The sequence below is a fragment of the Polaromonas sp. P3_B4 genome, assembly GCF_056402835.1.
In genome coordinates, this window is record NZ_JBFUGQ010000001.1 from 466,129 (window position 1) to 483,127 (window position 16,999).

General features: G+C 61.8%; 22 protein-coding genes. 11 read left to right on the forward strand and 11 right to left on the reverse strand.

Annotated features, from left to right (window positions below; genetic code table 11):
- Positions 1-40 precede the first annotated feature (40 nt).
- The 9 genes from AC1DVV_RS02165 to ppk2 all read left to right on the forward strand — a co-directional run bounded on the left by AC1DVV_RS02165 (position 41) and on the right by ppk2 (position 7,105).
- Positions 41-1,084, forward strand: a complete 1,044-nt coding sequence (locus AC1DVV_RS02165) for a methionine synthase (protein WP_477702262.1) — start codon at positions 41-43, stop codon at positions 1,082-1,084.
- Between the two features lie 86 nt (positions 1,085-1,170).
- Positions 1,171-1,725, forward strand: coding sequence for a cupin domain-containing protein (locus AC1DVV_RS02170; RefSeq protein WP_477702263.1), 555 nt, complete (start codon positions 1,171-1,173; stop codon positions 1,723-1,725).
- Positions 1,726-1,903: 178 nt separating this feature from the next.
- Positions 1,904-2,566 carry a glycine zipper 2TM domain-containing protein gene (locus AC1DVV_RS02175; RefSeq protein ID WP_457279218.1) on the forward strand — a complete coding sequence of 221 codons (663 nt, stop codon included), beginning with the start codon at positions 1,904-1,906 and terminating at the stop codon, positions 2,564-2,566.
- A gap of 305 nt (positions 2,567-2,871) precedes the next feature.
- Complete coding sequence (locus AC1DVV_RS02180; RefSeq protein ID WP_348047097.1) at positions 2,872-3,153, forward strand: DUF427 domain-containing protein; 282 nt, start codon at positions 2,872-2,874, stop codon at positions 3,151-3,153.
- Positions 3,154-3,310: 157 nt separating this feature from the next.
- A complete protein-coding gene (locus AC1DVV_RS02185; RefSeq protein WP_457279217.1) occupies positions 3,311-4,027 on the forward strand; it encodes a class II aldolase/adducin family protein in 717 nt (238 codons plus the stop codon).
- A 29-nt stretch (positions 4,028-4,056) separates the two neighbouring features.
- On the forward strand, positions 4,057-5,031 hold the full coding sequence (locus AC1DVV_RS02190; protein ID WP_457279216.1) for a Bug family tripartite tricarboxylate transporter substrate binding protein: 975 nt from the start codon (positions 4,057-4,059) through the stop codon (positions 5,029-5,031).
- 185 nt (positions 5,032-5,216) lie between these two features.
- Positions 5,217-5,654, forward strand: coding sequence for a universal stress protein (locus tag AC1DVV_RS02195; RefSeq protein WP_457279215.1), 438 nt, complete (start codon positions 5,217-5,219; stop codon positions 5,652-5,654).
- Between the two features lie 48 nt (positions 5,655-5,702).
- Positions 5,703-5,942 (forward strand): HP1242/YdcH family protein, encoded by a 240-nt coding sequence (locus AC1DVV_RS02200; protein ID WP_457279214.1) that lies wholly within the window; start codon positions 5,703-5,705, stop codon positions 5,940-5,942.
- A 257-nt stretch (positions 5,943-6,199) separates the two neighbouring features.
- Complete coding sequence (gene ppk2, locus AC1DVV_RS02205) at positions 6,200-7,105, forward strand: polyphosphate kinase 2 (protein WP_477666398.1); 906 nt, start codon at positions 6,200-6,202, stop codon at positions 7,103-7,105.
- 127 nt (positions 7,106-7,232) lie between these two features.
- On the opposite strand, the gene AC1DVV_RS02210 is transcribed toward ppk2, so the two are convergent.
- Positions 7,233-7,997 (reverse strand): SDR family NAD(P)-dependent oxidoreductase, encoded by a 765-nt coding sequence (locus tag AC1DVV_RS02210; RefSeq protein WP_477666317.1) that lies wholly within the window; start codon positions 7,995-7,997, stop codon positions 7,233-7,235.
- Positions 7,998-8,037: 40 nt separating this feature from the next.
- A complete protein-coding gene (locus tag AC1DVV_RS02215) occupies positions 8,038-8,745 on the reverse strand; it encodes a pseudouridine synthase (RefSeq protein WP_457279212.1) in 708 nt (235 codons plus the stop codon).
- Between the two features lie 41 nt (positions 8,746-8,786).
- On the opposite strand from AC1DVV_RS02215, the gene atpE reads away from it, so the two are divergent.
- Positions 8,787-9,023 (forward strand): F0F1 ATP synthase subunit C, encoded by a 237-nt coding sequence (gene atpE, locus AC1DVV_RS02220; RefSeq protein ID WP_007868318.1) that lies wholly within the window; start codon positions 8,787-8,789, stop codon positions 9,021-9,023.
- Here atpE and AC1DVV_RS02225 read toward each other — a convergent pair.
- From AC1DVV_RS02225 to AC1DVV_RS02235, 3 genes are read right to left on the reverse strand one after another with little or no spacing between them, the layout of a single operon-like run.
- Positions 9,020-9,352, reverse strand: a complete 333-nt coding sequence (locus AC1DVV_RS02225; protein WP_477702267.1) for a VF530 family protein — start codon at positions 9,350-9,352, stop codon at positions 9,020-9,022. The genes atpE and AC1DVV_RS02225 overlap by 4 nt on opposite strands.
- Before the next feature lie 7 nt (positions 9,353-9,359).
- Entirely contained in the window at positions 9,360-9,503 is a 144-nt protein-coding gene (locus tag AC1DVV_RS02230; protein WP_164483755.1) for a hypothetical protein, read from the reverse strand.
- A gap of 59 nt (positions 9,504-9,562) precedes the next feature.
- Positions 9,563-10,873: an NAD(P)/FAD-dependent oxidoreductase gene (locus AC1DVV_RS02235; RefSeq protein WP_457279210.1), complete on the reverse strand. Its 1,311-nt coding sequence runs from the start codon at positions 10,871-10,873 to the stop codon at positions 9,563-9,565.
- Positions 10,874-11,207: 334 nt separating this feature from the next.
- On the opposite strand from AC1DVV_RS02235, the gene AC1DVV_RS02240 reads away from it, so the two are divergent.
- On the forward strand, positions 11,208-12,452 hold the full coding sequence (locus AC1DVV_RS02240; protein ID WP_477702264.1) for an MFS transporter: 1,245 nt from the start codon (positions 11,208-11,210) through the stop codon (positions 12,450-12,452).
- On the opposite strand, the gene AC1DVV_RS02245 is transcribed toward AC1DVV_RS02240, so the two are convergent.
- From AC1DVV_RS02245 to AC1DVV_RS02270, 6 genes are all read right to left on the reverse strand, one after another.
- The gene (locus tag AC1DVV_RS02245; protein ID WP_477707097.1) at positions 12,442-12,759 is read right to left on the reverse strand and encodes a hypothetical protein; all 318 of its coding nucleotides are present in this window, start codon (positions 12,757-12,759) and stop codon (positions 12,442-12,444) included. The genes AC1DVV_RS02240 and AC1DVV_RS02245 overlap by 11 nt on opposite strands.
- Positions 12,760-12,807: 48 nt before the next feature.
- Positions 12,808-13,245, reverse strand: coding sequence for a DUF6678 family protein (locus AC1DVV_RS02250; RefSeq protein ID WP_457279208.1), 438 nt, complete (start codon positions 13,243-13,245; stop codon positions 12,808-12,810).
- A 351-nt stretch (positions 13,246-13,596) separates the two neighbouring features.
- Positions 13,597-14,148, reverse strand: coding sequence for a DUF4166 domain-containing protein (locus tag AC1DVV_RS02255; RefSeq protein ID WP_477702265.1), 552 nt, complete (start codon positions 14,146-14,148; stop codon positions 13,597-13,599).
- Positions 14,149-14,341: 193 nt separating this feature from the next.
- A complete protein-coding gene (locus tag AC1DVV_RS02260) occupies positions 14,342-15,628 on the reverse strand; it encodes a c-type cytochrome (protein ID WP_457279206.1) in 1,287 nt (428 codons plus the stop codon).
- Positions 15,625-16,413 (reverse strand): c-type cytochrome, encoded by a 789-nt coding sequence (locus AC1DVV_RS02265; protein WP_477707098.1) that lies wholly within the window; start codon positions 16,411-16,413, stop codon positions 15,625-15,627. The genes AC1DVV_RS02260 and AC1DVV_RS02265 overlap by 4 nt, the downstream gene beginning before the upstream one ends.
- A 165-nt stretch (positions 16,414-16,578) precedes the next feature.
- Positions 16,579-16,998, reverse strand: a complete 420-nt coding sequence (locus AC1DVV_RS02270) for a hypothetical protein (RefSeq protein ID WP_477688809.1) — start codon at positions 16,996-16,998, stop codon at positions 16,579-16,581.
- Position 16,999: the final 1 nt, after the last annotated feature.

Consider the following 16,999-nt stretch of genomic DNA (forward strand, 5'->3'; position numbering starts at 1 on the left):
AAAAAAAGCATTGAACAAATATTGAGACAAGGACCACCCCATGCAAACGCCTCCTGCCACTCCGCTCTTTAGCGCCGCCATCGCCGGCAGCCTGCCCAAACCCGGCTGGCTGTCGGAAACCCAAAAACTCTGGCCTCAGTGGAAAAGTGAAGGCGAAGAACTCAAGCAGGCCAAGGCCGACGCCACGCTGCTGTGGATCAAGGTGCAGGAAGACGCGGGCCTGGACGTGATTGGTGACGGCGAGCAGTCGCGCCAGCACTTTGTGCACGGTTTTCTGGAGCAGGTTGAAGGCATCGACTTCGAGCACAAGGTCAAGATGGGCATACGCGACAACCGCTATGACGCGATGGTGCCGCAGGTGGTGTCCCAGCTCAAGCTCAAGGGCCGGGTGCATGCCGCTGAAGCACGGCTGCTGCGCGCGCACACCACCAAAAAAATCAAATTCACCTTGCCGGGCCCGATGACGATTGTCGACACCGTGGCCGACCAGTTCTACGGCGACAAGGTCAAGATGGCGATGGCGTTTGCCGAACTGCTGAACCAGGAAGCGTTGGCGCTGCAGGCCGACGGAGTGGACATCATTCAGTTCGACGAACCCGCCTTCAATGTCTACATGAAGGAAGCCGCCGACTGGGGCGTGAGGGCGCTGGAGCGCGCGGCGCAGGATCTGACCTGCACGACCGCCGTGCACATTTGCTACGGCTACGGCATCAAGGCCAACACCGACTGGAAGGAAACCCTGGGCGAGGAATGGCGGCAGTACGAAACCGTGTTTCCGGCGCTCGCCAAAAGCACCATCCGCCAGGTCAGCCTGGAGTGCTACCACTCCCACGTGCCGCCGCACCTGATGGCGCTGCTCGAGGGCAAGGACGTGATGGTCGGCGTGATCGACGTCGCCAGCGAGGAGATTGAAACACCCGAGCAGGTGGCCGACACCATCGGCAAGGCGCTCAAATATGTGCCCAGGAACCGATTGATTCCCTGCACCAATTGCGGCCTGGCGCCCATGGACCGCGAAGTGGCGCTGAAGAAGCTGCAGGCGCTGGGCGCAGGTGCGGCGCTGGCGCGGGAACGCTACAAGTAAGGTTGCTCAGCGGACGCGGCATCGCTGCGCAGTGCGGGAGGCCGTTGTGCTGGACTGAATGCACGGCGCTGGTGTACGCTGACAGCATGAGCAATGACCCCACGCTTCCGCATCATCCTCACGACCACGATCATTCCCACGGTCCCGGACACGCGCATCCACACGCGCATGGAGAAGCCGACCCGCCGTGGAAGCACGACGGCGTGCGCGTGATCGCGGGCAACCAGCTTGATGGCAACACAGCGCAAACGCCCGGCATGGACAGGCGTGCCGCCATCAATTTCGCCCGCGTCGGCGCACAAAAGCTGTGGGCCGGCACAGTGACCATCCACGCTGACGCCAAGACCGGCGCGCATCACCACGGCCACCTGGAGAGCGTGATCTATGTCATTCGGGGTAGAGCCCGCATGCGCTGGGGCGACCACCTGGAGTTCACCGCCGAGGCCGGTCCGGGCGACTTCATCTATGTGCCGCCTTACGTGCCGCACCAGGAAATCAACGCCAGCCCGACCGAGGTGCTGGAGTGCGTGCTGTGCCGCAGTGATGGCGAAGCGGTTGCTATCAACCTCGATATCGATCCGGTGGAAAAGCCGGACACAGTGCTGTGGGTGGACCCGACCCATCCCCATGGGGGCGTCTAAAAAGACGTGTAAAGCTTGGGTGAAGGCTGTATGAGGGCAGTGTGAACGCGTGCTGAAGTGCGGAAAAGCGCACACTTTCACCTGAACGCGGAAAGCTTTCCTTACGAATGTCACTTCGTCCTACAGGATGTATCCGTCGGTGTTGTTACAACCGGGGCTCACACACAGGAGTTCCATCATGGACACCAACAACCAAGTTAACCAACCCGCCGTTCAACCTCAGCCTGCCCACCAGCCGGGCTTCTCGCAGCGCCTGCAGCACAGCAAGGCGCTTGTCGCCATCGTTGCCGTGCTCGGCGTGACCGTGATGGCGCTGGCCGCCGCGCTGGTCGTCAACCGGTCCGACGCGCAGCCGGGTGGATCGGCCGCGGTCAATGAACCCGCGCAGACTTCCAAGCTGGCGGCGGATACGTCCAAACACACGCAGCCCGCCAAGCCGCACACCAGCCCGGTCGTGGTCGCGCAAGCCTCGCCGCGCGCCAATGTCTGCGCAACCTGCGGCACCGTCGAAGCTGTGACCCCCGTCCAACGCCAGGGCAAGGTGAATGGCGTGGATGTGGGCAACACCACCATCGGACTTGGCACAGTGGCCGGCGGCGTTGTCGGCGGCCTTGTCGGTAACCAGATGGGTGGCGGCAATGGCAAAACCGCCATGACCGTGCTGGGTGTTGCAGGCGGCGCATTTGCCGGCAACCAGATCGAGAAAAACATGAAGAAGGTCACCGTGTACGAAGTGCGCGTGCGCATGGACGATGGCACCGTGCGCAACATGGAGCTTTCCAGCGCTGTGGCAGTGGGTTCGAAGGTGATTGTTGAAGGCAAGAATTTGCGGCTTGCTTGATGGGCCCCCACGCTTTTCACTTCGTGTAATGCGCTGCCCCCCGAGGGGGCCGCCCGCTGGCAGTCCGGCAAAGCCGGCCCTGTGGCTCATGCTGGCCTTAAGAAGGGGTCTCAACAAAAAGCGCTGGTGTTTGTCACCGGCGCTTTTTTTTGGCCGTCATTCTTGTCGGGCGGCTTCATAAATCCCCGGGTCGGCCAAGACCTGTGCGGAGGGTTAGCATGGAGCCCTGCATCTTCCGAATTCCCGATCAATCGATCGATTTCCACATCCCGCCTCAACATCAGCTTGAGCAGAAAGAAAGACCCATGAAAGCCATCTGGAACGGCGCAGTGATTGCGCAAAGCGACGACACCGTGGTGGTGGAAGGCAACCACTATTTCCCCGAAAGCGCGCTCAACCGCGACTACGTGACCTTCAGCAACCACCACACCATGTGCTCATGGAAAGGGCAGGCCAGTTACTACTCGTTGCTGGTCAACGGTGAAATGAATACCGATGCCGCCTGGTATTACCCCGATCCCAAGCCCGAAGCCGACAACATCAAGGGCCATATTGCGTTCTGGAAAGGCGTGAAGATCGAGCCCTGACGCACCAGCCTGAGGTGGCGGCTGCCGGAGGGGCCGATGAATGCCCGAAGAGGGCGGGTTTACCCTGAATCTTCAGCGTTTTCCTGGAAAATTTGCCATGTAATATGCATGCTTATTAAAAATGACCCTTCCGGGCCGTTGCCAATAAGGAGACTTCATGACGCTTTCCGCGCCCGATCCAGCGCTGGTCGAAAAACTCGTGATGGCCAACCGCATCCTGTACGACCAAGGGGTGGTAGATGGCTTTGGCCATGTGAGCGTGCGCCACGACAAGTCACCTGAACATTTTCTGCTGTCCTGTAACCGTGCGCCCGGGCTGGTCAAAAAAGCTGACATCCTGACTTACGACCTCAATGGCGACCTGGTGGGTGAGTCCACGCTGCGGTCCTACCTTGAACGTTTCATTCACGGCGAAATCTTTCGCGCGCGGCCCGACGTGATGGCGGTGGTGCACAGCCATTCCCCCAGCGTGATTCCTTTCGGCGTGACCGGCCAGCGCCTGCGCCCCATATTCCACATGAGCGGTTTTTTGGGCAGCGGCTCGTCGCTGTATGAAATCCGCGAGTCCAACGGCAACACCGACCTGCTGATCCGCGACATGGGGCTGGGCAAAGACCTCGCCAGGGCACTGGGCCAGCACACCTGCGTGCTGATGCGTGGCCACGGTTCGACCGTAGTGGCGCCTTCGCTGGAGCGCGCGGTTTACCGGGCGGTCTATGCCGAAGAAAATGCCAAGCTGCAGCTAACCGCATCGGCCCTGGGCCCGATCGAATTCCTGACGTCCGAAGAAGCGGACCTGGCCATGGCGACGAATGAGGGCCAGGTCATGCGGCCGTGGGAATTGTGGAGCCGCCGTATCGGCGCTATTGAATAAACAGCCCGGACAAACGAAAGAGGCGAATCATGAAATTTCCAAAGCTCCTGGCCCTGGTCACCTTGATGTCACTGACCTCCATGACAGCAACGCAGGCGCTGGCGCAAGCCTATCCATCACGCCCCGTGCGCATCATTGTTCCTTATGGCACCGGCGGCGGCTCCGACATCCTGGCGCGCCAGATCGGCGCACGCCTGCAGACCCTGTGGGGGCAGGGCATTGCGGTAGACAACCGTGCGGGTGCCTCCGGCAATATCGGCACGGAAGCCGTGGTCAAGGCGCCGGCAGACGGCTACACGCTGCTGCTGCAAAACAGCACCATGGTGGTCAACCCGGCCGTGAACGGCAAGCTCAACTACGACCCCGAGAAGGACCTGACGCCCATCATGCTGCTGGGCCTCACACCGATCGCGCTGGTGTCGCACCAGAGCACCAACATCAAGACGATTCAAGAACTGGTCGCCTATTCCAAAGCCAATCCGGCGGCGCTGAGCTACGGCTCTTGCGGCGTCGGCACACCGCAGCATTTCGTGATGGAACTGGTCAAGCAAAAGTCTGGTGTCAGTGCTACCAATGTTGGCTACAAGGGCTGTGCCCCTGCGCTGACCGACGTGGTGGGCGGGCAGGTGCAACTGGCCATCCTCAGCGCCAACCTTGCTGCGCCGCACATCAAGACCGGCAAGCTCAACGGCATTGGCGTGTCAACCGCCACGCGCTACGACCTGATGCCCCAGGTGCCGACCTTTGAAGAGCAGGGCCTGAAGCCTCTGGACTTTTCCATCTGGTATGCGCTGATGGGCCCGGCCAAAATGCCGCCCGAGGTGGTTGCCAAAATTTACGCGGACGTTCAAAAAGTACTGGCCGAAGCCGCTGTGAGGGAAAACCTTTCAGGGGCAGGCGTGGAGCCCCTGAGCGGCGACGGCGCCGCGCTTGCCAGGCTGATCAAGGTGGACCTGGCGCGTTATGCGCAACTGGCCAAATCGGCCAATATCAAACCTGAATGAATGCCGCGGGGCAGTGACGTCCGTGCAGCGCAGTGCTGCGGTTTCGGCGCCTTGTCTGACGGCGGCCTGTCGCCCAATACCCTATAACTGATGCATGGCGGGCCGTAGCGGCCCTGCGCTGGCCGGCATTGACCCGCGAAGGGCGCCGGCCGCAGAATCCATTCCTGGCTCAAGGAGATTCCATCATGTACAAGCACATTCTGGTTCCTGTAGACGGCTCTTCCACCGCGCGCAAGGCGATCGGCAATGCATTGGCAGTGGCCCAGGCTTTCAAGAGCGAGGTGACCGTCGTTTACGTCATAGACCCTTATGCTTTTACCGGGGTGGGCGCCGACTTTGCCTATGGGCAGGCCGAATACCTGAGCGCTGCCACGGCCGAAGCCAATGAGGCCATCACTGCAGCCAAACAGGCCTTCCAGGAGGCGGGTATCACCGCTACCGGCTCGGTGGTGGAAGGCCATGCCATCTATCGCGGCATCCTCGACACCGCCGAAGCAGTCGATGCCGACCTGATCGTCATGGGTTCCCACGGCCGCCGCGGGCTTGAAAAACTGGTGCTGGGCAGTGTCACCGCCCAGGTGCTTTCCCACGCGCACCTGCCTGTGCTGGTGGTGCGCGACTGAACAGCTGTTCGTTTCCCGACGGCGTGACGCTACACAAAAGGAGTTTTTATGGACCTTCTGAATCACGACATTGCACATGAATTTCCGGAATACCTGCAGAAGATGCGCAGCCTCAAGGTGTCTGACCCACACTTTGCTGAGCTCTTTGCGCGCTACGACGAGGATAACCACGCGATTGCAAAGTATGAGCAGGGCGTGGGTGTCATCACGGACGAGGCGCTGGAAGACCTGAAAAAGCGGCGGCTCAAGGTCAAGGACGAGATTTACCAGATCCTCAAGAAAAGCTGATGACGTCATGGGAGTTCCTGATTTTTAAGGAAAACTGCCTTGAAACCCAATAGGGACGTGCGCAAGCAGCTATCAAAATGGAAGCGAAAAACGGGGTTGATATCGTTCCTGCCCTGCAGGGCGGCTTGAAAGTCCGGTGATATGGCCAACGGTTTTCGGCTGTTTCATCAAACTGCCATGTGCCGCGGGTACGCTGGGGTGTTGACCGATTTCCGGTTGTGCAGGAGAGAACCTTGAGTTCAAGCGACGAAGAATTGATGCGGCGGATCCGCAATGACCTGATCGACAGCTACGACGAAGAGCTGGAGATGGAGATTGAAGACCGCACCGTGGCCGAGCTTATCGGGGAAGAGCAACCTGCCCGCAGCCCCAGGGACGCGGCACAGGAAAAAGAAGACCGCCGCCAGTACTTCCGTGAGCTGTTCCGCCTGCAGGCCGAACTCGTGAAGCTGCAGGACTGGGTGGTCAGCACCGGCCACAAGGTGGTGATTTTGTTTGAAGGACGCGATGCCGCCGGCAAGGGCGGCGTGATCAAACGCATCACCCAGCGGCTTAATCCGCGCGTCTGCCGTGTGGCGGCATTGCCGGCCCCGAACGACCGCGAGCGTACGCAGTGGTACTTCCAGCGTTATGTGTCCCATTTGCCGGCAGCCGGAGAGATCGTGCTGTTTGACCGCAGCTGGTACAACCGCGCCGGCGTGGAACGCGTCATGGGCTTTTGCACTGACGACCAGTACGAGGAATTTTTCCGTACTGTGCCGGAGTTTGAAAAGATGCTGGTGCGTTCAGGCATACAGCTCATCAAGTACTGGTTCTCCATCTCCGATGAAGAACAGCACCTGCGCTTTCTCGGTCGCATCCACGACCCGCTCAAGCAATGGAAGCTCAGCCCCATGGACCTGGAGTCACGCCGCCGCTGGGAGGAGTACACCAAGGCCAAGGAAATCATGCTGGACCGCACCCACATCCCCGAGGCCCCATGGTGGGTGGTGCAGGCGGACGACAAGAAAAAAGCCCGCCTGAACTGCATCCACCACCTGCTGCAGCAGATGCCCTACCAGGAAACCCCGCACCCGCCCATCGTGCTGCCCGAACGGGTGCGCCATGAGGACTATGTGCGTACTCCGGTCCCACAAAACATTGTGGTGCCGGAGGTCTATTAACACCCCCGTTCAGGCTCACTTCGTGTAGCCTGCTCCCCCCTTGCAGGGGGCGAAGCCAGCGGCCCGGCAAAGCCGGTTCCGCGGCTCCTGCTTGGTTGAAGAGTTCTTTGGTAACCAGTGGGAGTGGTCAGTCCCTCGCGTCAGCTACTGGATTGGCGCCGAAATCTGGCCGTGCCAGGAAAGCGAGGATTCGCGCAGCGGCATCTTCGGGCGATGTCAACACGCCGCCGGTTTTCAAACCCACAAACGACTCACGATCCGGAAAGGCCTTGGGGTCGGCTGTGCGCAGTTGCTCCTGCATGCCGGTGTCGATCACGCCCGGCGCGAGTGAGCAGACTTTGGCGCCATGGGGCTTCAGGGCTTCTTCCAGTGCCAGGCAGCGGGTGAAATGGTCCATGCCGGCTTTGGCGGCACAGTAGGCCGCTTGCGAAGCCATGGCGCGGCGCCCCAGGCCTGACGAAATATTGAGCACCTTGCGCGGCGCCTGCCAGCTGTCGGTGGCGCGCAGGAACGCGGCGGTGATTTGCATCGGCGCTTCCAGCCCCACACGCAGCGCCCTTGCCAGGTCGGCTTCACCAATCTGGTCCAGCGAGCCGATCTGCGGAATCACACCCGCGTTGTTGATCAGCGTGACGCTGGTCCAGGGTTTCTTGGCATGTGAATCCTTGAGCCAGCTTTCCAGCTTCTCATTCAGTGAGCCGCTGTCCGCCAGGTCATGCGTCCATTGCAGCACCGTAGCGCCGACATGCTGCGCATGTTCTTCCAGCTCGGGCACCGCCGTGCGCGAAATGCCAAGCACCGTGTGGCCGGCGGTGAGCAGCTGGCGTGCCATGGAAAAGCCCATGCCGCGCGAGGCGCCTGTGATGAGGGTGAGGTGAGTGGTTTGTGTCATGGCTGCATGGTAGCGCCGGTACCATGGAACTGCTCGCGGTCTAAAAGTCGGGCTTGCTTTCAAATGCCATCGCCTGCCCACTGGCCGGGTGCATGAACTGCAGCGCTGCGGCGTGCAGCAACAGCCGGGGCGCGGCCGCCTGTACCGTTTCAGAGGCGTACAGCGCGTCGCCCAAAATCGGATGGCCCAGCGCTTTTAGATGCACGCGCAATTGATGCGACCGGCCGGTGACAGGTTCGAGTTCTACGCGCGTGGTGTTAGCCGCCGTGTCATGCGCCAGCACGCGCCAGCGGGTCTGGCTGGGTTTGCCGCGTTCACCGTCGATGATGCGCAGCGGCCGGCGTGGCCAGTCCACGATGATGGGCAGGTCGATCAGGCCCCAGCTGTCTGGGGCATTCGGCTCACTCGGTGCGGGCAAGCGGCCGCTAACCACCGCCACGTAACGCTTGCCAACCTCACGCGTTTCAAACGATCGGCTCAGCGCCCGCTGCATGGCCGCGCCGCGCGCCATCAGCATCAGGCCGGAGGTGGCCTGGTCCAGCCGGTGCACGATCAGGGCGTCTGGAAAGGCGGTCTGCACGCGGGCGCTCAGGCAGTCCTGCTTGTCTTCGCCGCGTCCCGGCACTGAGAGCAGTCCTGAAGGCTTGTCCAGCACCAGCAGGAACTCATCGGCGTGTAGCAGCCTCACACCTGGAATGTCGATGACATTACCTGCGGGGTAATTGTTCTGCGGCGACTCGGCCTTCATGATTCAGTCAACGAAAAGTTTTTAACCAAGGAGAAGAAATCATGACTGACGCAGGTGCCATTGCCATTGCATGTGGATTGATCATCGGCCTGGGCGCCATTGGCGCCTGCCTGGGCATAGGGGCGATGGGCGGGCGATTTCTGGAAGGTGCCGTGCGCCAGCCCGAAATGATGGAGCCGCTGCAGGTCAAGATGTTTCTGCTGGCCGGCCTGATCGATGCCAACTTCCTGATCGGTGTGGGCATCGCCATGATGCTCCTGTTCGCCAATCCCCTCTAGGGCTGGGGCTTGGCTTTAGGCGGCGGGAAGTTGTGAACCGGCGGGCTGCTGCGCTTGACTTCCCGCAGCATGAATAGGTAAAGGCTTTCAACCTTCTCGCGCGCCCAGGGCGTCTTGCGCAAAAATTTCAGGCTGGACGCCACGCTGGGATCGCTGGTGAAGCAGCGGATGTTGATGCGCTGGCCGAGCTCTTGCCAGCCGTAGTGGTCAGACAGCGCAGTGACGATCGTTTCCAGTTTGACGCCGTGCAGCGGATTGCCCGGCTGTGCGGTAGCAGCAGCCGGGACTTCTTCCCGCAAATTTTCAGGCGAATCGCCAGAGCCGGCCATCAAGGCTTTATTTGTTCTTCAGCTTGCCGCGCAGTGGTACCTGCGTCACGATGGTCGGGCGCACCGCGTCGGGAGACACCGTCTTGGGTGGCGAGGTGTCCTTCTTCGGCTTCTTGACCATCTTGTTGTTGTTTTGCTGTCCTTTTGCCATGGTTTTCTCCGTTGGGTTGAGTGAAGTTGATAAAAATTGCGAGGGTGATGCCCCGATTATCAATGCAACTTGATGCGCGGGCGATAGGTCCGGTCCAGCATTTCAGACAGGGTGATCAGCGCGGTTTTCTTGAAGCCGCCGAGCGCCAGCTGGTGCTGCTTGTGCAGGCCCCAGTACATGAACTTGGCCAGCTGGCCTTCAATAAAGAAGCTGCCCTTGGTGAGGCTGCCCATCAGGCTGCCGACGGAGGAGTATTCCGACAGTGACACCAGCGAACCCTGGTCTTTGAAGACGAAGGGCGCCACCGGCTTGCCGGCGATCAGGTCGGAGAGCGAGCGCGTCAGGTACATGGCCTGCTGGTAGGCGGCCTGGGCTCGCGGTGGTACCCAGGTGCCGTCGGGTTGCTGGCATGCCGCGCAGTCGCCAAAGGCATAGATGTTTGTGTCGCCCGCGCTTTGCAGGTTTCCGTTCACCACCAGCTGGTTGAGCCTGTTGGTTTCCAGCGGGTTGCCATCGCCCAGGGTCCGCAGAAAGTCGGAGGCTTTTACGCCGGCGGCCCACACCGTGATGCTCGACGAAATAACTTTGCCGCTGGCCATCTTCAAGCTGTCGGCTGTAACTTCCACCACTTTTTCATTGGTGTGCACTTCGATGGCCAGCTTGCGCAGTTCGCGCATGGCCGATTCGCTCAGTCGCTCGGGCAACTGGGCCAGCAGGCGCGGTGCGGCTTCGACGAGCACGATCTGCAGGTCTTTTTCGGGGTGGATGTGATCAAAGCCGTAGTTGGCCAGCACCCGTGCTGCGGCATGCAGCTCGGCGGCCAGCTCCACCCCGGTGGCGCCGCCGCCCACGATCGCCACTGTCAGACGGCCGCTACCCGCCACGCGCGGCACGGTTTGCGCGCGAATGCAGGCGTTGATCAGGCGGTCGTTAAAGCGCTTGGCAGCTTGCGGGCTGTCCAGCTTGATGGTGTGTTCGGCCGCGCCGGGTGTGCCGAAGTCGTTGGTCTGGCTGCCCACGGCAATCACCAGCGTGTCGTAAGCCAGTTGCTGGGCCGGCGTGATCTCGCGGCCGGCTTCGTCATGGCTGGCGGCCAGCTGCAGGGTTTTGTTCTGGCGGTCCACGCCGGTCAGGCTGCCCAGGCGGAACTTGAAATGGTTCCAGCGGGCCTGCGCGAGGTATTCAATCTCTTCGGCGTGGGTGTCAAAACTGCCTGCGGCCAGCTGGTGCAGCAGCGGTTTCCAGACATGGGTGCGGGCGGCGTCGACCAGGGTGACCTCGGCCAGGCCCTTTTTGCCCAGGCGTTTGCCCAGTTGCGTGGCCAGCGCCAGCCCTCCGGCGCCTCCGCCCACTATGACGATGCGGTGCATAACTTCTTCCTCCTGGTGCCAGGGTGGCCCTGTTATGTCGCCATGTTAACTGCCTGTTTCGCCTAAAACGGCCACCCACTTAAAGCCAATGGCCTAATTTTCAGGCCAGCAGGCGGGCTTATCGGGCTTCTCCCCCCGGTTCGGGCGAAATCGGTTCAGTTCCGGGCACGGCCGTCGTGCCTGCGAATGAGACGATGCGGGAATACTGGTTTAGCCAGGCAGGACGTGCGCAAGCAGCTATTAAATCAATAGCATTACAGCCACTGAAGGCGTTCCCTCAAGAGTAGCCCCGTGCCACACCTTGCGGGTACGGCACTGTTAAGCTTCGGGCCGCATGCCGACACACTCATTCAAGGAACTCACCCGCCAGCGTGCCTACATGCGCATGTGGTTCGCCCGGATTTTTGCCACCACAGGCAACCAGATGCTGATGGTCGCCGTGGGCTGGCAGATGTACGAATTGACCGGCAGCGCCTGGGACCTTGGCCTGGTGGGGCTGTACCAGTTTGTGCCGGCCTTGTTGCTGACGCTGGTGGCCGGGCATGTCGCCGACCGGGCTCACCGCGGGCGCATCATCGCGGCCTGCCTGGTGACGCAGGCCACGGTGGCGATGATCCTGGTGGCGGCCACACAAGGCTGGCAAATAGGGGGAATGCACCATAGCTGGGCTTCGCGCGAGTTGTTGCTGGCGGTGTCGGTCATGCTGGGCGTGGCCCGCGCCTTCCAGATGCCTGCGCAGCAATCGCTTACCCCGGTGCTGGTGCCGCCTGCCATGCTGCCGCGTGCCATGGCCTTCAGCTCGGCCGGCATGCAGGCGGCGGTCATAGGCGGGCCGGCGCTAGGTGGCGTGATTTTTGTGGCCGGCGCCACGGCGGTGTATGCCACCTGCGCTTGCCTCTTTGCCACCGGCTGCGTGCTGATCGCGGTGCTGCGCTATGACCACGCGCCGCCGCCGCGCGAGCCGGTGACGCTGCGCACGCTGCTGGCCGGCGTGGAGTTTGTATGGCAGCGCAAGGCCCTGCTGGGCGCTGCGTCGCTGGATCTTTTTGCCGTGCTGCTGGGCGGCGCCACGGCCTTGCTGCCCATGTTCGCCAAAGACATCCTGCACGTCGGGCCCTGGGGCCTGGGCCTGCTGCGCGGCGCCCCTGCGGTCGGCGCTTTGCTGACGTCCGCGGTGCTGACCCGCTGGCCGCTGGAGCGACGCGTCGGGCCGACCATGCTGTCAGCAGTCGCCCTGTACGGCGTGTGCATGGTGGTGTTTGGCCTGTCGACCAGTTTTGTGCTGTCGCTGCTGGTGCTGGCCGTCTCGGGCGGTGCCGACATGGTCAGCGTGGTGGTGCGCCAGACACTGGTGCAGATCGAAACCCCCAACGAAATGCGCGGCCGCGTCAGCGCCGTCAACTCGGTATTCATCGGTGCGTCCAACCAGCTTGGTGAGTTTGAATCAGGCGCCACTGCTGCGCTGCTGGGGCCGGTGGGCTCGGTGGTGGCGGGTGGGGTGGGTACGCTGCTGGTGGCTGCGGCGTGGTTCAGGCTGTTTCCGTCGTTGTCGCGGCGGGACAAGATGGTCAATCACTAGCTTTCACGCTGGCTCGAACCGCCCGCCGGCTCTTTCGACTGCCCAGCACTTCACCCAATGGGTCGTCCGCAGATTTGCGCCAGTGGCGTGGGTTGGTAGAGCGCACCTGGTTCTCAAGCGCGTCGAGTTGTTCTGGGTCAACAGTCCGCACTACTTGCGCCAGTTTGTGGTCTTGCGCGTGTCGCTCAGACCGGATGCCTCTCGCCTTGGAAAGCGGTATTCCTTTGCGCGAAGCCTTGCTATTTTCGCCGTAGGTATTTCGACGGTCTTTCAGGTAGCTGAGACGTTTTTTCTGTTGAGGAGTCATATTGAGGCCAACGTAATTCGGGTGTGGTGTGGATCCATGGCGTAAGAACTAAGCAGATGTGCCAAGCGGAAAATCTTCATATGATTTTGGGTAATAGCCCCAGATTCTGGCCACACCGTCTCTGTATTCAAAATCGAAGCCGATCTCTTTCAACCTTCCGAGAAACACAGGCGAATAGTCAATGATCTTTGGCGCAAGAAGGCGGCCCGTGCGGAGTTCGCCATGCAAGCCGATGTCAAACCACTCCACGCCCACAAACGGGTAGGGCAGGTGATAAAACCATTCGACATCCCAGCCCGAAATGTGGCCGTTGACCCACTTCGAGCGATACGAAGGTCTCCATTCAAGGCCGCGCACGTATGTGATCAGCTCGTTCCATTGAGTGTCGTTCGCCAGCGAGCCTGAGAACTTCTGGCGCGCCTGCTGCGCAATTTTCTCCTTGTCTTCGTTCTCAGGGACGGCATTGGCAAGTGGTAGTGAATGCATGATCAAGGCCTGATTTAAAAATGAACGGACGCATTGGCTGTGATGCTGCACGATGCCTGCTGTTGTTGTGACGCATGAACAATTTATTGGGAATGCGCAAGGTCGGTTTCCAGAATGTAGAGGCTGTTGGGTGTGGGGTTGTGGCATGTCAGGCCCACTTCACTCACCGGGATATCGAATGTGACCAGCACGCGGCCGTTTGCGTTTACCGGACCTGCGATGGTTCCCCGGGTCCCTATCAGGAGCCAATAGTTCTCGGCAGGGTGACAATCTTCAGGCGCGCACCGGGCACCGTTGAAGGATATGAGTACGACTTTCGATCCGGCTGGATGCATCTAGCCACCTACGCTTTCACATGAGAGGCTCAGACGACAGGTTCCCGCTATAGGAGAGCACTGTACCGAGCAATGGGAGGCCGACTTCCACGTTGAACTGATACTGACCGTTGTCGATGCACTTCGATGCGGCCGTGCGAGGCAGGAGCCAAAGAGGGAATGGAACGCCCGCTAGCCGGCCTCCGATGGGACGCCAGACCCAGCCGCCATTGACAATGGAAACACCCAGGTTGAGGCGAAGCAGGCCCGATGACTCGACCCAGTAACCCGATGGATAACGACCTGTCGGCGTGAAGGTTGAGGCAAACGTGGAGGTTCCATTGAAGGTACGGTTCCAATGAAGCTCGGTGTCAGTGCTGAAGATGGAAACGCTCATCGATGCAGTTCCGTCGCAAGGCGGGATACCAAGTTTTTGCGCAAGCCGCCGGCCCGCCCAACCGGCAAGGCCGGTGCCCAGGCGAACCTCGACTGTGCCTGAGAGCGTGCCTCCAGACCGATGGAGTTCCTGCAGCAACGGGTGCAGTTGTGCGAAGGCCTCACCAAACCAGGTTTCAACGACTGCCGACATGCGCTCTTTCGGTTGCGGTGCAGTTCCGCCATGAACCAGATCAACAGAAGCGGGGGCTGCACACTGCAGGTGATTTTAGGTGTGTAGCTGGCAGGCCGCTGTCCTGCAGATGAAAGGCGCTGGCGGCCCGGGTCCTGTTGTATTCAAAGGACGACCATTGCGCCCCGCTTCGCAACGAAGCGCAGTGATTCGTCTACCGCCCCGTATTCGCCCGTATCCGGTTCACTTCCACCGGCGTGATTTCACTCGCCCTATTGCCCCATGACTGGCGGACATGCGTCAGCACCAGCGCCATATCGGCGTCGTTCAGCACCAATACGAAGGGCGGCATGCCAAAGGGGCGCGGGTTGCCCGTGGTGGCTGGTGCGTAGCCGCCATTGAGCACGATCTGCACCAGGTTCACGGCCTGGCTCATGGTGACGGCGCGATTGCCTGCCAGCGCCGGGTAGGCATTGGCGATTCCTTCGCCCCTGGCACCGTGGCACTGGGCGCAGTGCTGTTCGTACAGCTTGGCGGCGCGTTCCACAGACTCGCCCTGAGTCTTGATGGTGGCCGGCTCCGGGGACGTGGTGTGTGTGGGCGGCAGCTCTTTCAGGAACTGCGCCATCGCGCCGAGATCGGCATCGCTCAAATACTGCGTGCTGCGCTGAACGACTTCCGCCATGGGGCCGGTGACCGAGGCGCGTGGTGAGACGCCGTTTTTCAGAAGGCTCACGATGTGCTGCCTGTCCCAGTCGCTCACGCCCGCTTCATACGGCGAGGTCAATGAGGGCGCATACCAGTTCTGCATGGGGATCAGCCCGCCGGCCAGGTCCAGCCCCGCGTCGCTGGCGCCCAGCGCATTGCGTGCGGTGTGGCAGGCCGCACAATGACCCAGGCCCTTGACCAGGTAGGCCCCGCGGTTCCAGTCGGCACTGCGTGCGGCGTCCGGTTGGTATGCACCGGGGCTGAAATACAGGGCGCGCCACACTGCAAGCGCTGCCTGCGACTGGTAAGGAAAGCGCAGCGCATGGGACTGGTTGGGCTGCACCGCAGCGGGCAGGCTGCGCAGGTAGGCAAACAGCGCATCGGAGTCTTCGCGCGTGACCTGTGTGTAGCTGGTGTAGGGGAAGGCCGGGTAGAGCAGGCGGCCGTTTTTGGAGCGGCCGTTGTGCATGGCGCGCCAGAAATGGGCGGATGACCAGCTGCCGATGCCGGTTTTGTCGTCAGGCGTGAGGTTGGAGGTGAACACTGTGCCAAACGGCGTGGCGATGCCGCGCCCGCCCGCATAGGCCTGGCCGCCCTGCACGGTGTGGCAGGTCTGGCAGTTGCCGGCGCGCGCCAGGTAGGCGCCCCGGGCAATCAGGCTGTCGCTGGGGGCCGCGGTAGCCACAGGCGCCTTCACGTCGACTTCGTCGCGCACATTCAGCGCCCATACCAGTAAAACCGCGGCGGCTGCCAGGGTGGAAAGGCCCACCGCCCATTTGAGGAGGGTCTTCATTTTTGCAATTTCCTGGTGGGCGAAGCCGGCACAGTGGGCATGTCTGCTGCGCTACCGCAGGTAATGACCACGGCGCCGGGTGCGAGCGCGGGCAGCGTGGTGGCTGGTTTGGTGCTTGCCGGCAGGGGCTGCGCCGCCACCCAGCTGGCGACGGCATTGATGTCTTCCACGGTGAGTTTTTCCACCACATTTTTCATGCAGTCCGGCGCGTGCGCGCGGCGCTGGCCGGCCTTCCAGGCACCCAGCTGTGCATTGAGGTAGTCACGTGGCAGCCCCAGCAGGCCCGGAATGGCAGGCGCCACGCCGGTCATGGCCTGGCCGTGGCATTGCACGCAGGCCGGTAGCCGGCGCGCAGCGTCGCCCTGCATGACCAACTGCTGTCCATGGCGCATGGCCTCGGGTGATGCGGCAGCGGGCAGGGGTGCGGGATAGGGGACTTCGAGCTGGGAGAAGTACTGCGCGATCTCCATCAGGTAGGTGTCGCTGAGCGGTTCGATCAGCTGCGTCATGAGACCGTAGTGGCGGCGCCCGTCGCGAAAGTTCAGCAGCTGGTTGTACAGGTAGCCCGCCGGTTTTCCCGCCAGGCGCGGGTAGTAGCCGTCGGGAGCTGCCCGGCCCTGGGGCCCGTGGCAAGCCGTGCAGGCCATGGTGCGCTGCGCGATGGTGTCTTCAAACGGCGGCGGAGCTGCCTGGGCGGCAACGGCCATGGCAAATGCCGGGCCGGCCCACAACAGCCGCGCGGCCAGCACAGGCTTGCAAAAGCGTGAGAAAAATCTTGGGTTCATGGGGCCATCATGCCGCACATGGGCGGCCGGTGTCAGCATCAGTTGCGCTCCCAAAAAACACATCAGATGAAAAACAGGTGAAATTGACGGGACGCTGGGCGCGGTGGACCCGCTGCAAAAGTCCCTGGAGTGAGTCGCACGGCAGACGGCAGCCGGGCTGCGGCCCTACTTGCGGGGGTCTTGCAGCGCGCGGACACAGGCCAAAAAATGGTCCCAGCTGGTCTGCACTTCCTTCACACGCACGCCTTTGTCCAGCACTGCACCGCAGGCTGCTTCCGCGCGCCGCACAACCTTGGTCAATGCGCTGCCCGGCAAGGGGGGAATCTGCGCGCGCAGCGCGTCCGCTTTCGCCCGCATCTGCATGATGGCGTCCTTGGCCAGCGTCTTGTTGCCGGCACAGGCAATCATGCCGATCATTTCCGCCATTTCAGTCAGGGCGGGGTCCAGTTGCCAGATGGCGGCGGTGGTGCCCAGCGCCAATGCCCAGATGCGCCGGTTGCGGCGGGTGGTGGCACCTGCAAGTGGCTCGGCCGCCGCAGTGTCGTGTAGCGCTGTGCTGGCAGCAGGTGGGTTGGGCTTGTTCATG

What these genes read in the sequence shown, in the direction of transcription:
- AC1DVV_RS02165 (WP_477702262.1), top strand. Translation starts at nt 41, where the DNA reads ATGCAAACGCCTCCTGCCACTCCGCTCTTTAGCGCCGCCATCGCCGGC.
- AC1DVV_RS02170 (WP_477702263.1), top strand. Translation starts at nt 1,171, where the DNA reads ATGAGCAATGACCCCACGCTTCCGCATCATCCTCACGACCACGATCAT.
- AC1DVV_RS02175 (WP_457279218.1), top strand. Translation starts at nt 1,904, where the DNA reads ATGGACACCAACAACCAAGTTAACCAACCCGCCGTTCAACCTCAGCCT.
- AC1DVV_RS02180 (WP_348047097.1), top strand. Translation starts at nt 2,872, where the DNA reads ATGAAAGCCATCTGGAACGGCGCAGTGATTGCGCAAAGCGACGACACC.
- AC1DVV_RS02185 (WP_457279217.1), top strand. Translation starts at nt 3,311, where the DNA reads ATGACGCTTTCCGCGCCCGATCCAGCGCTGGTCGAAAAACTCGTGATG.
- AC1DVV_RS02190 (WP_457279216.1), top strand. Translation starts at nt 4,057, where the DNA reads ATGAAATTTCCAAAGCTCCTGGCCCTGGTCACCTTGATGTCACTGACC.
- AC1DVV_RS02195 (WP_457279215.1), top strand. Translation starts at nt 5,217, where the DNA reads ATGTACAAGCACATTCTGGTTCCTGTAGACGGCTCTTCCACCGCGCGC.
- AC1DVV_RS02200 (WP_457279214.1), top strand. Translation starts at nt 5,703, where the DNA reads ATGGACCTTCTGAATCACGACATTGCACATGAATTTCCGGAATACCTG.
- ppk2 (WP_477666398.1), top strand. Translation starts at nt 6,200, where the DNA reads ATGCGGCGGATCCGCAATGACCTGATCGACAGCTACGACGAAGAGCTG.
- AC1DVV_RS02210 (WP_477666317.1), bottom strand. Translation starts at nt 7,997, where the DNA reads ATGACACAAACCACTCACCTCACCCTCATCACAGGCGCCTCGCGCGGC.
- AC1DVV_RS02215 (WP_457279212.1), bottom strand. Translation starts at nt 8,745, where the DNA reads ATGAAGGCCGAGTCGCCGCAGAACAATTACCCCGCAGGTAATGTCATC.
- atpE (WP_007868318.1), top strand. Translation starts at nt 8,787, where the DNA reads ATGACTGACGCAGGTGCCATTGCCATTGCATGTGGATTGATCATCGGC.
- AC1DVV_RS02225 (WP_477702267.1), bottom strand. Translation starts at nt 9,352, where the DNA reads ATGGCCGGCTCTGGCGATTCGCCTGAAAATTTGCGGGAAGAAGTCCCG.
- AC1DVV_RS02230 (WP_164483755.1), bottom strand. Translation starts at nt 9,503, where the DNA reads ATGGCAAAAGGACAGCAAAACAACAACAAGATGGTCAAGAAGCCGAAG.
- AC1DVV_RS02235 (WP_457279210.1), bottom strand. Translation starts at nt 10,873, where the DNA reads ATGCACCGCATCGTCATAGTGGGCGGAGGCGCCGGAGGGCTGGCGCTG.
- AC1DVV_RS02240 (WP_477702264.1), top strand. Translation starts at nt 11,208, where the DNA reads ATGCCGACACACTCATTCAAGGAACTCACCCGCCAGCGTGCCTACATG.
- AC1DVV_RS02245 (WP_477707097.1), bottom strand. Translation starts at nt 12,759, where the DNA reads ATGACTCCTCAACAGAAAAAACGTCTCAGCTACCTGAAAGACCGTCGA.
- AC1DVV_RS02250 (WP_457279208.1), bottom strand. Translation starts at nt 13,245, where the DNA reads ATGCATTCACTACCACTTGCCAATGCCGTCCCTGAGAACGAAGACAAG.
- AC1DVV_RS02255 (WP_477702265.1), bottom strand. Translation starts at nt 14,148, where the DNA reads ATGTCGGCAGTCGTTGAAACCTGGTTTGGTGAGGCCTTCGCACAACTG.
- AC1DVV_RS02260 (WP_457279206.1), bottom strand. Translation starts at nt 15,628, where the DNA reads ATGAAGACCCTCCTCAAATGGGCGGTGGGCCTTTCCACCCTGGCAGCC.
- AC1DVV_RS02265 (WP_477707098.1), bottom strand. Translation starts at nt 16,413, where the DNA reads ATGAACCCAAGATTTTTCTCACGCTTTTGCAAGCCTGTGCTGGCCGCG.
- AC1DVV_RS02270 (WP_477688809.1), bottom strand. Translation starts at nt 16,998, where the DNA reads ATGAACAAGCCCAACCCACCTGCTGCCAGCACAGCGCTACACGACACT.